Origin of the sequence: Aquitalea pelogenes (assembly GCF_041914625.1) — a bacterium.
Classification (GTDB): Bacteria; Pseudomonadota; Gammaproteobacteria; order Burkholderiales; family Chromobacteriaceae; genus Aquitalea; species Aquitalea pelogenes.
This window is the reverse complement of the sequence record NZ_JAYSDA010000007.1, coordinates 126,025-137,499: the sequence shown is the minus strand read 5'-3', so window position 1 is coordinate 137,499 and position 11,475 is coordinate 126,025. Positions and strand designations below refer to the sequence as shown.

10 protein-coding genes are annotated in these 11,475 nt (G+C 63.1%); 1 reads left to right on the top strand and 9 read right to left on the bottom strand.

All coding sequences use genetic code 11. From position 1 onward, the window contains the following. Window positions 1–6 precede the first annotated feature (6 nt). Window positions 7–1,326 (bottom strand): lysine N(6)-hydroxylase/L-ornithine N(5)-oxygenase family protein, encoded by a 1,320-nt coding sequence (locus tag ACE3SE_RS08070; RefSeq protein WP_374554520.1) that lies wholly within the window; start codon window positions 1,324–1,326, stop codon window positions 7–9. Window positions 1,327–1,743: 417 nt separating this feature from the next. Here ACE3SE_RS08070 and ACE3SE_RS08065 point away from each other — a divergent pair, with 417 nt between their 5' ends. Continuing rightward, window positions 1,744–3,900: a TonB-dependent siderophore receptor gene (locus tag ACE3SE_RS08065; RefSeq protein WP_374554518.1), complete on the top strand. Its 2,157-nt coding sequence runs from the start codon at window positions 1,744–1,746 to the stop codon at window positions 3,898–3,900. 69 nt (window positions 3,901–3,969) lie between these two features. Here ACE3SE_RS08065 and ACE3SE_RS08060 read toward each other — a convergent pair whose 3' ends face one another. The 8 genes from ACE3SE_RS08060 to ACE3SE_RS08025 all read right to left on the bottom strand — a co-directional run bounded on the left by ACE3SE_RS08060 (window position 3,970) and on the right by ACE3SE_RS08025 (window position 11,451). Then, complete coding sequence (locus ACE3SE_RS08060) at window positions 3,970–4,647, bottom strand: Crp/Fnr family transcriptional regulator (protein WP_374554516.1); 678 nt, start codon at window positions 4,645–4,647, stop codon at window positions 3,970–3,972. A gap of 167 nt (window positions 4,648–4,814) precedes the next feature. After that, window positions 4,815–6,377, bottom strand: coding sequence for a cytochrome D1 domain-containing protein (locus tag ACE3SE_RS08055; protein WP_374554514.1), 1,563 nt, complete (start codon window positions 6,375–6,377; stop codon window positions 4,815–4,817). Beyond that, on the bottom strand, window positions 6,374–7,570 hold the full coding sequence (nirJ, locus tag ACE3SE_RS08050; RefSeq protein ID WP_374554512.1) for a heme d1 biosynthesis radical SAM protein NirJ: 1,197 nt from the start codon (window positions 7,568–7,570) through the stop codon (window positions 6,374–6,376). Before nirJ ends, ACE3SE_RS08055 begins: the two co-directional genes overlap by 4 nt. 88 nt (window positions 7,571–7,658) lie before the next feature. Beyond that, on the bottom strand, window positions 7,659–8,666 hold the full coding sequence (gene ahbB, locus ACE3SE_RS08045; RefSeq protein ID WP_374554511.1) for a siroheme decarboxylase subunit beta: 1,008 nt from the start codon (window positions 8,664–8,666) through the stop codon (window positions 7,659–7,661). Next, the gene (gene ahbB / locus ACE3SE_RS08040; protein ID WP_374554509.1) at window positions 8,650–9,654 is read right to left on the bottom strand and encodes a siroheme decarboxylase subunit beta; all 1,005 of its coding nucleotides are present in this window, start codon (window positions 9,652–9,654) and stop codon (window positions 8,650–8,652) included. Before ahbB (ACE3SE_RS08040) ends, ahbB (ACE3SE_RS08045) begins: the two co-directional genes overlap by 17 nt. Further along, the gene (locus tag ACE3SE_RS08035) at window positions 9,654–10,862 is read right to left on the bottom strand and encodes a cytochrome D1 domain-containing protein (RefSeq protein WP_374554507.1); all 1,209 of its coding nucleotides are present in this window, start codon (window positions 10,860–10,862) and stop codon (window positions 9,654–9,656) included. Before ACE3SE_RS08035 ends, ahbB (ACE3SE_RS08040) begins: the two co-directional genes overlap by 1 nt. Continuing rightward, window positions 10,823–11,161, bottom strand: coding sequence for a c-type cytochrome (locus ACE3SE_RS08030; RefSeq protein ID WP_131358849.1), 339 nt, complete (start codon window positions 11,159–11,161; stop codon window positions 10,823–10,825). The genes ACE3SE_RS08035 and ACE3SE_RS08030 overlap by 40 nt, the downstream gene beginning before the upstream one ends. Then, window positions 11,143–11,451, bottom strand: a complete 309-nt coding sequence (locus tag ACE3SE_RS08025) for a c-type cytochrome (RefSeq protein ID WP_045846240.1) — start codon at window positions 11,449–11,451, stop codon at window positions 11,143–11,145. Before ACE3SE_RS08025 ends, ACE3SE_RS08030 begins: the two co-directional genes overlap by 19 nt. Window positions 11,452–11,475: the final 24 nt, after the last annotated feature.

Here is an 11,475-nt window from a genome sequence, read left to right as displayed (position 1 = left end):
CCCGCCTCATGCGCTCATGCGCTCCGGCGCGGGTTGCGAATGCGGCACGGTGAATTGCTGGAAGGCAATGCGCTGCTCCACCGGATAGTGGGCAACACCGGTCATGCTGCGTATCAGCCGGGCATTGCGATAGCACGCCATGCCAAGGTCCGGCGACGACAAGCCATGCGTGTGCAGTTCGGCGTTTTGCACAAACAGGCGGTGGTCGGCATCGATGCTGTAATCGCGCGCTACGGCAAAGCGGCCGCGGGCATCACGCTGGATGCGCCCGGCAACCGGTGCCAGGAAGTCTGGCTGGCGGTAGCCATAACCGGTGGCCAGCACCAGAGCGGCGGTTTCCAGCTGGAAGTCCTGCTGTTGTTCCTGCTGCTGCAGGCTGAGCACGAAGCGCCCGCTGGCCTTGTCATGCCGGCAATCGGTGAGCGCGGTATTGGCCAGCAGCAGGGTGTCTGGCGTGCCGTTCAGGTGCTTGCGGTACAACAGTTCGTGAATGTCGTTGATCAGGCTGGCATTGATGCCCTTGAACAAGCCTTTTTGCTGCTGCAACAACTGGTCGCGCTGCGGCAGCGGCAACTGGTGGAAGTAATCCACATATTCCGGCGAAGTCAGCTCCAGCGTCAGCTTGGTGTATTCCAGCGGGAAGAAACGCGGCGAGCGGGTGAGCCAGTTCAGCTGGTAGCCATAGCGGTCGATGTCCTGCAGCAGGTCGTAATAAATCTCCGCCGCGCTTTGCCCGCTGCCGACGATGGTGATGGAAGGCTGGCGCTGCAAGGCGGCCTTGTCCGCCAGATAGCTGGCGGAGTGGCTGGCCTGCTGCTGCACCGACTGGCAGCACTCAGGCCACAGCGGCACGGTGCCGGTACCCAGTACCAGATGGCGGCCACGGTATAGCTCGGCCTCACCGGTGGCCAGGTTGTGGCAATGCACCTGATAGAGGTGATTGATTTCGTCGTATTCCACCCGCTCTACCCGGCGCTGCCAGCGCAGGCTCTCCAGCTGGGCGCACACCCACTGGCAGTACTGGTTGTACTCCTGACGCAGCATGAAAAAGTCTTCGCGGATGTAAAACGCGTAAATCCGCCCGCTTTGCTTGAGGTAGTTCAAAAAACTGAAGCGACTGGTGGGGTCGGCCAGCGTCACCAGGTCGGCCAGGAACGGCGTTTGCAGCGTGGCATTTTCCAGCAGCATGCCGGGGTGCCAGTCAAAGCCGCTGGCCTGATCGAGAAACACACCATCCAGCCCGTCCAGCGGTTGGCTCAGGCAGGCCAGGCCCAGGTTGAAGGGGCCGATGCCAATGGCAACAAAGTCGTGGATCTTGCTGTTCATTACAGCGCCCTCCTGACAGACAACACAGGAATGACTGCTTGCGGGACAAAAATCTGCTTCATGTTTTCATCGCTCCGGGTACTGGCTGGGCCAGTGGGTGGGAGGCCCGGTACCGGCGGGCCACTGTCTGGGCAAACCGGACGGACAAGGCTGTCCCGGCGGGTGCTTAGCAACCCGCCAGGGGCTTACAGGAAGCCTGCCTGCCAGCGCGCTGCATGCTGCTAGTTGTCATGAATGCCACTCCTGCAATCAGAATTTTCACAATATTATTGCGAATGATAATAATTATCAATAGCATTATTGCATCAACTCTGCTGCGGCCACACGCCGCAGGCATGGTCGAATGCTTCCCGTTCAGCACGCCGGCAGGGGGCCGGACGCGGGAGGTGGTATCCGTCACCCATCAAGGAAACAGTGATGAACAACAGCAAGAAGAACCCGTCTGCCAGCCTGGCACTGGGTCACGCAGTGTGCATGGCCAGCCTGGCGCTGGCGGTGCAACAGGCTTATGCCGCCACGGACAGCGCTACGCTGGAAACGGTGAAAGTGAACGCAGAGCAGCGCAATGATGCGCTGGCACCGACACAGGGTTATCAGGTGGGCAGCAGCAAGAGCGCCAGCAAAACCGATACGCCGCTGCAGGACATTCCGCAGGCGGTATCGGTGGTCACTCGCCAGCAAATCGAGGACCAGCAAGCCCGCACCATCAGCGAAGCACTCAATTACACCCCGGGGGTATTTACCGGCGCAGTAGGCTCCACCACCCGCTACGACTACATCGTGTTGCGTGGTTTCAGCGATCACCCCACTGCCAATGAATTTCTGGATGGACTGCGCCTGTTTGGCGACCCGGATGGCTACAACACCCTGCAGATTGACCCCTACGTGGTGGAAAGGCTGGACGTGGTACGCGGGCCGGCATCCGCCAGCTATGGCCAGGCCGCGCCCGGCGGCGTGGTGGCCATCACCAGCAAGCGCCCGCTGCAATCGGACTACCACGAGTTGTCATTAACAGTGGGCAACCACCAGCAACGCTCACTGGGGCTGGATTTTGGCGGTGCCGTGGCCGGGCGCGACGACTTGTCCTACCGCCTGGTTGCCAAGGACAGCGCCGCCGACCAGCAGCAAAACGGTGCCAGCACCGAGCGCTATGTACTGGCGCCCTCGCTCAACTGGAAAATCAGCGACAGTACCAATCTGCTGCTGCAAGCCTATTTGCAGAAAGACCCCAGCACCGGCTACCACGGCACCCTGCCCTACTACGGCACCGTGGTACCGCATAACGGCAAGACCATCTCCACCAGCTTCAACGAAGGCTCCAGTGGCGACGGCATGAGCCGCGATCAGCAATACTTTGGTTATCAGCTGGAACACCGCATCAACGACGCGCTGACCTTCCGCCAGCAATACCGCCTGCAACTGAGCAAGACCGACCTGAGCCAGTACTCCGACGTGGGCTGGGTGTCGGATAGCTCCGACCTGCTCAACCGCACCTATGCCCGCTCCAGCGAGCGCTCCACCGCCCACATCATCGACAACAACCTGGAAGCCCGCTTCAGTGCGCTGGGACTCAGGCACACCGTGCTGGCCGGGCTGGACTACCAGACCAGCCGCAACAAGGGCGACAACTCCTATACCTACACCGGCACCACCATCAACCCCTTCAACACCGTCTATGACGACAGCAGCCACCCGCTGTCCTACAAATACTTCGACCGCAAGCGCGACCAGACCGGCGTCTACCTGCAGGACCAGATGGCGCTGGATAACTGGAAGCTGACCGCCGGCCTGCGCCACGATCAGGCCAAAGTATCGGAAACCAATACCGGCACCGGCGTGAGCAACAGCTGGGATGGCGGCAAGACTACCGGTCGGCTGGGTCTGGTCTACCAGGCGGCCAATGGCCTGAGCCCCTACCTGAGCTATAGCGAAGGCTTCGACCCGAGCCAGGCCTATGCCACCGATACCCATGGCAATGTGCTCAAGCCGATGCAAAGCAAGCAAAGCGAAGTCGGCATCCGTTACCAGCCAGGCAGCGACATCCAGCTGTCGGCGGCCATTTACGACTTGCGCCAAAGCAATGTCGCCCAGTACAACGCCACCACCTTCAAATACGACCCCATCGGCAAGGTACGCTCACGCGGCGTGGAACTGGAAGCCAATGCCAGGCTGAGCCAGCGCCTGTCGCTGCTGGCGGGCTACACCTATACCGACATGGAAGTGACCGAAGGCAGCAACCAGGGCAAGACGCCGTATCTGGCACCGGCACACAAGGCCACCGCCTGGCTGGACTATGCCTTTGACAGCGGCATCAATCTGGGCGGCGGCATTCGCCATACCGGCTGGATGTGGGCCGACAGCGCCAACACCCTGACCATTCCGGGTGTCACGCTGTACGACCTGCGCCTGCGGCTGCAACTGGGCCGGTTCAGCCCGTCGCTCAAGGGCAGCACGCTGCAGATCAACGCCAACAACCTGGCCAACAAGACCTACGTGGCATCGTGCTACAGCAGCTATGCCTGCTACTACGGCGAAAAGCGCAATATCAGCGCCACCCTTAGCTACAAGTGGTAAGCCTGCCCGGCAAAGAAAAACGCCTGACACAGTCAGGCGTTTTTTGCTTGTCACCGCAGGCAGGGCCGCCTAGTCGGCGCTCTGGCGCAGGCCGTCCACATTCAGCAGGCTGATTTCCCGGCCGTTCACCTCGATCAGTTGCGCTTCACTCAGCTGGTGCAACATGCGCGACAGGGTTTCCGGTGTCAGGTTCAGCCGCGAGGCAATCAGGTTCTTGTTGACCGGCAGCGTCACCAGCGGCATCGGCACGGTGAGGTCGGCGTTCTGCAACAGATAACCCACCATCCGTTGCAGCGATGTTTCAATGGTGTAGCGCTCCACATCGCGCACCAGGCCGTGCAGCCGCATCGACAGGCCGGCCAGCAGGCGGCGGGCAAAGGCCGGGTCTTTTTCGATGGCCTGATTGATGCCTTGCGCCTCCACTTTCAGCAAAAAGCCATCCTCCAGTAGCTGCGCCATCACCGGGCAGGGCTTGCCCAGAAACATCACCGCCTCGCCAAAGCTCTGGCCCGGATGGATGATTTCCATCACCTTTTCACTGCCCTGAGACGAGGAAATGGCCAGTTTCACCCGGCCATACACCACCAGGAACATGCCATCACACGGGTCGCCCTTCTGGAAGATCACCTGCCCCTTGCTGCCACGCACTTCGTGGGTAAAGGGCACCAGCGCCTCGATCTGCGCCGGAGACAGTTGCTGGAACAAAGGCTGATGCCGCAAGAAAGCGGGAATATCGACTGTTTGCATGATTTTTCCAAAGGCGGGCCGGGTGCACGCACCCGTCATGCCGCCGACTATAGGCCGCCAGCACCGACATCGCCATGCACACAAAGCATCAGGCAACTACGCCAAACGGCGTAGAACCAGCATGGCGCATGCGCGCTGGCATTCGGTGGTTTCAAAGACTGCCGGCTTCAGTGACTGGTCCCTTCCGAACGGTTGACCTTGTTGAACACATTGTATTTGCCAATCGGCTTGGCCATGGGCAGCGCCGCCACTTCGCGCAGGGTCTGCGCATCCACCACAATCAGCTCGCCGGGGTTTTCCATCACCGACACCAGCGCATGACGGCCATCGCGGGTGAACTCGACATGGGCGGTGGTCTTGCCCGGCCGCAACACCAGCTGGCGCACCACGCTGAGGCTGCGCTTGTCGATGATGGACAGCATGTCCTTGTGCGCGCTCATCATGGAATCGGCCCAGGCATAGGGCGTGTTTTCATGGCTGCGCAGGAAAAAGCCCGGCCCCGGCAGCTGCACCTGCCTGATCAACTGCCAGCTGTCCATGTCGACGAAACTGAGCTGGCCGCCCTTGAGATTGGGCGTGGCCATGATACGGTGGCCATCACGCTCGAAGCTGATGCCGGAACCCAGGTGCGGCATGCCATCCAGCGGCAGGTCCGCCACCTTGCTGCGCGCATCCAGGCTGATGACCTGCGCCTGACCGCTGCGCGAGGCACCCAGCACATGCTGATAAGACGGGTCGAAGTAAAAATCGTCCAGCACCATGGACAGCGGCGTCACGCGCGGGGTGAGGAAACCCGGCTGCGCCAGCGCCTCGCCCATCTGGTAGTCATGCACCAGTCCGGGGTAAACCGGCGCGGCGTGTCGGTCGTAGCTGATTTCCCACAGTTCCGGCACATCTTTTAACGCCACCACAAAGCTGTGGCGCGGTGCGGCTTCGTACACGGCGGACACCCGCGACGGATGACCGGCCGCATCACGCACCGCAATGGTTTTCACCGGGGCCAGGCCGTGCGCGTCCAGCAGCACCAGCGTTTGCGGCAGGGTGTTGCCGGCCAGAATCCAGTTGCCGTCATCCGATACCGCGATATTGCGCGTGTTCAGGCCCACGCGGATGTCCGCCACCACTTGCAGGCTGTACAGGTCGTACTGGGTCACCCAGCCATCACGGCTGGAAAAATAGACAAAGCGGCCATCGGGCGAAAACTTGGGCCCGCCATGCACCGCATAGTGGCTGGCAAAACGGGTAATGGGCCGGAAGCGGTCGCCATCCAGCACCGTGACATGGTGGTCGCCTGCCTCCACCACCACAAACAGGTTGAGCGGATTGGCTGTGTATTGCGGCTTGGCCGGCAGGCTGGACAGTGCCACCGGCTGGCGGTGCGAGGCGCGCATGTCGGCATCGCTCCAGCGTGGCGGCGTGGCCGGAGCACTTTGTACATAGGCGGTGAGCTGTTTGATTTGCTCCTCGCTCAGCTGGCCGGCAAAACCGGCCATCTGGGTGGCGCTGCGCCCCTGACGGATGGTGTTGCTGATTTCGGCGGGTTTCAGCCGCTCCAGGCTTTCCGGCAGCAAGGCCGGGCCCATGCCGCCCAAGCGGTCGGCCCCGTGACAGCTTTGGCAATGCTGGCCGTATAACTGCGCGGCGGCGGATGGATCCATGTCCGCTGCGGGAGCAGCATGCAGCGGCAGGCTGAGGGTCAGGGCAAACAAAACAAGCCAGCGTTTCATCATGCTGTTTCCTTTTGCCATGGCGTCAGCGGTGCCAGCGCATGCACGCCGCTGGCCACCCCTACTTCTTCATCGCTCAGATAACAGGCCGGGTCCGCCGCCCAGAAATTGCCGGTCAGCTCCCAGGCGCGCACCCGGGTATTGCCATTGCAGATGGCCAGATGCTGACAGGCGGCGCAGCGCCCTTCCACCGGCCGTGGCGACTGGCGCAGCCCGGCGAGCAGCGGGTGGGACAGATCCTGCCAGATGGCGGAAAACGGCCGCTGGCGCACATTGCCCAGCGTCACCTTCCACCACATGGTGTCCGGGTGCACATTGCCCAGATTGTCGATATTGGCCACGTTCACCCCGCTGGCGTTGCCACCCCAGGCCAGCAGGCGCTGGCGCAGCTGCGCCGCCTGTGCCGGGTAATGACGCGCAGCCCAGTGCAGCAGGTACACCGCATCGGCATCGTTGTTGCCGGTAACGAAATCACGCGGCTTGCCCGCGCGGATGTGCTGCAGGCAGGACTCGATCAGCAAGTCCATCGCCCAGCGGGTACGCGGCTGGCGGGCGTCGTCGGCCCGGTGCTTGTTGCCGCGCCCGGCATAGTTGAGATGGGAAAAATAAAACTTGTCGATTTCTTCCACTGCCAGTAGCTGCAATAGCGCAGGCAAGTCGTCGGCATTGTCTTCGGTCATGGTGTAGCGCAGGCCCACTTTCAGCCCGGCATCGCGTGCCAGCCGCATGCCGCGCAAGGCCAGCTCGTAGCCACCGGCCAGGCGACGGAAGCGGTCGTGGGTGGCTCCAATGCCATCCAGACTGACACCGACATAGTCAAAGCCCACCGCCGCCAGCGCGGCAATATTGCGCTCGTCAATCAGCGTGCCATTGCTGGACAGGCCGACATAAAAACCCATGGCCTTGGCACGGGCGGCCAGCTCGAAGATATCCGGCCGCAGCAGCGGTTCGCCGCCGGACAGAATCAGCACCCGCACGCCAAAGGCATGCAGATCGTCCATCACCGCACAGGCTTCTGCCGTACTCAGCTCGCCCTGGAAATCCTTGTTGGCCGAGGTGGAGTAACAATGCTGACAGGTGAGGTTGCAGCGGCGGATCAGGTTCCAGATCACCACCGGGCCGCCGGGTTTGCCGCTACGGGCGGGGGCAGCTGCCGGGTCCAGCAGGCTTTGCAGATAGGGTGTCAGGCGCAGCATGGCTGGCTCCGGCAATGGTGATGGCCATCAGTGTGCAGGCCGCCCCCTGCCCGTCTCCTTGACCCGTATCAACGGGATCAATCCCGGCTTACACCCGCAGGCCGGACTTTTTCAGGATGCGGGTGGAAAACAGCAGTGCATGGCGGCGGCAGGCCGTGCCCAGCAATTGCAATAGCGCGGCCTGCTGTTCGCGTACCGCGCGGCGATTGTCGCCATGCACCATGGCAAACAGGTTGTAAGGCCAGTGCGGCAAGTGACGCGGACGGCGATAGCAGTGGCTCACGCAGTCCAACTGCCCCAGTTGCTGGCCCAGCTCATCCACCAGCTCATCCGCCACATCAAACACCGCCATGCCGTTGGCGCGGTAGCCGATGGCGTAGTGGTTGGGCACCGCGCCGATGCGACGTATCACGCCCTGCTCCAGCATGCGGCCCAGCCGGCTCAACACCTCCTGCTCTGGCAATTGCAGGGCGTCGGCCAGCTGGCGGTAGGGCTGCTCCACCAAGGGCAGCCCGGCCTGGCTGGCGCGGATCAGCCGCCAGTCGTCCTCGTCCAGTTCCGGCACCATGGGCTGTTCATCCAGACTGCCACGTCCGGCACTGGCCTGCCCCACCGCCGCCTGGCCGCCCACGGTAAAACGCATGCCGACAAAGTATTCGCGCTGCTTGGGAAAGGCATGCACGGTGAGGCCGGTCAGCAGTTCGATGGCGCTACAGGCGGCGGAAATCCCGGCCTGGCTGGCGGCGGCCAGTACAAACCACATATTGAGCTTGTGGCTGCGCTGGTAGTTGTGCGCTACCGCCGGCAGGCTGTTGACTGCCGCCGCCACTTCGTCAAAGCGTGCCGGTGGCACTGCCAGCGCCGCCAGCACAAAGCAGCCGCCCATGCGTTCTATCTGGTACAGCGGGCCAAAACGGGTCAGCACCTGCCGCTGCAGCAGGCCATCCAGCCCTTGCCGCAAGGCCAGCTCGCTGCAACCCAGGGTGGCAGCGGCATGGGCAAAGGGCTGGCTGGTAAGCGGAAAGCCACCTTGCAGCTGGTTGACGATGCTGGTTTCCAGCGGGTTGAGCGCAGCCCGGCTATGCGTGATGGCCATAACAGGCTCCGCGTTGGGTGTAGCGTTTTATCGAGGGCAATACCGCGTGCGGAAAATCCTGCAGAGCGTGGCGGCGGACCAGATCATCCAGCATGGCGTGCAGGCTGGCGGCATCACTGGCGTGAATCATGCAGAACAGCTGGTAAGGCCAGTGCGGTGGCCGCGCCGGGCGTTCGTAACACAGCGTCACCGCCGGTTCTGTCGCCAACTGGCAGGCGATGGCTGCGCGACGGGCGGCATCGTCGATCTGCCACACGCACATGGCGTTGTGGCGATAGCCCAGCTCGGCATGGCGCAGTACCGCGCCAAAGCGCCGCAGCACGCCTTGCTGCTGCCAGGCTTGCAATTGCTGCAGCACCTCCGGCTCGGTCAGGCCGCAGTCGCGGGCCAACAGCTGGAACGGCCGCAATTGCAGCGGCAGGCCGTCTCGCAAGGCGGCCAGCAGGCGCTGCTGCCGCCAGTCCGGGCGTATTGGTTTCGGCTGCGGTTGTGGCTGGCGCGCAGCCACGCTGCCATCCAGTGCAAAGCCCAGGTCGATATGGTATTCGCGCAGCAAGGGCAGGTTGAGCGGTGCCAGTCCGGTGGCCAGATGAATGCGCGACAGCACCTCGGCCACGGCGGCGGCATCGCTGGCGGTCACCACAAACCACAGGTTGAAGTGGTGGTCGCGCTGGTAGTTGTGGTTGACCTCGGCATGGCTGCTTACAAAGGCGGCCACTGCATCCAGCCGCTCCGGCGGCACAGCCAGTGCGGCCAGTGTGCTGCTGCCCACGGTATTGGGGGCAAACACCGCCCCCAGCCGGGAGAGCAAACCGGCCTGCCGGGCCGTAAACAACAACTGCATGAGCTCACTGGCCGTCCAGCCATCGCCCAGCAGGGCGGCCATGTCGGCAAAGGGCGTGGCACTAAGCGGAAACTGCTTCTGGCAACGGTCCAGTGCCTGCAGGCTGCGCGGCGGCAGTACGCCAGGGTTTGAAGGGTCTGGCATCACATCCCCATCCTGCTGGCACGGCTGCTGAAGAAAATGCCGGATGGCTCCAGCGCCGGCATTGTGCGGCGCACGGTGAGCGTGGCGGTGTCGATCACCACCAGCTTGTTGTCGTCACGGCTGGACAGCCACACCGCATCGCCACGGGGGGTGAATTCCATGTGCAGGATGGCGCGGCCCGGTTGCAGGGTCTTGATTAGCTGCCGGGTCGGCACATCAATCACCTGCACCTTGTCGTTATCGGGGAAGGCAAAGTTGACCCACACCCGCCGCCCGCCCGGTTCGGCCATCACGAATACCGGCTGGCCCAGCACCGGCACTGTCGCCACCTGCGCCCAGCTGCGGTTGTCGGCCACCAATATTTCATGCTGGCCGATGGCAGGCAGGAAGGCGTAATCCCCGGCGATGGACCAGCCGCGCAAATGCGGCATCTTGTACACCGGCATGCTCTGACGGCCTCGACCATAGCCGGCCAGAATGCGCCGCACACCGGCGTCGGCATGCCAGCTATCCAGCAAGGCGAGGCCATCCTCGCCGTATAGCCCGGCAATGAAATAGCGGCCATCGCCACTGGCCAGCCCGTCGTAAGGCTGCTTGCCGATATGCTGGAAGCGCTGGATTTTGGGTGCCGTGGGCGTGCTGGCGTCCAGCACATCGATTTCATCGGCATCAAACAGCGCATAGGCAAAACGCTTGCCCGGCAAGTCGGCAAGACCCACTACGCGCGAGGGCTGACCATTGGGTCCGGCAGCAGCGGGAACACTGGCCAGCAAGGCCAGGCTGTCGGCATCAAACAGCTTCACCCCGCCGGGGCTGTAATTCTGTGCGGCAATCACCCGGCCATCGCTGGAAATGGCACCGCCTATGCTGTTGCTGGCCTGCTCCACCCGCGTCTCCAGCCGGGCGGTCAGCAAATCCACCTTGCTGATGGCGCCATCGCGGCCAAACACATAGGCATGGCGGGCATCCGGAGAAAACACCACCGAGGCATGGGACAGATCACCCAGGCCCTGTACCCGTGCCAGCGCCTGTTCATGGGTGTTGTCGACGATCTGCACGCTGCCGCTGGCGCGTTCGATCACCACGCCCAGATTGCCCGTACCACGCAAGGGTGGCGTAGTGGCGCAGGCTGCCAGAGTCAGGCACAGCAGCGGTGCCAGCAGTCGGGCTAGCGTGCGCCGCCCTGTTGCAAGAGTTGAACCAGCCATTGCGCTTCTTCTTCGGAAAGGAAAGGCCGCCACGGCGGCATCGGGGTGCCGGGGCGGCCATTGAGAATGGTGGCCACCAGGCTGTCGGCCGGTTTGCCGGCCAGCGCCTGGGGGGTGAGCGGGCTGCCCAGCCCGCCTTTCAGACTGAGCCCGTGGCAGGCACCGCAATCGTTATGCAGCAGTTGCAGCAGCTCACCCGCACGGGGCTCTGCCGGTGGCGCTGCTGTGGCCTGCTGGCACAGGCTGGCAGCCAGCAAGGCCGCCAGACAGATGCCACGCCTTACTGGGCCAGAATCCATGTCACCAGCTGCTTGAGGTCGGCATCCGGCACTTGCGGATTAGGCGACATCGGAATGGCACCAAAACTGCCGGAACCACCCGCCTTCACCTTCTGCATCAGCTTGGCGGTGACATCCTGCCCCTTGTATTTGGCCGCCACCTGCTTGTAGGACGGGCCAACCAGCTTGGCATCCACGCTGTGGCAGGCCAGGCAGTTGTATTGCTTGGCCAGTTCCGGCCCGCTGGCCGCCTGGGCCAGCCCGGCCGACATCAGCCCACCCAGGGCCAGCGCGATCAGTACATGTTTCATGCTGCTCTCCTTGTTCCGGCAGAC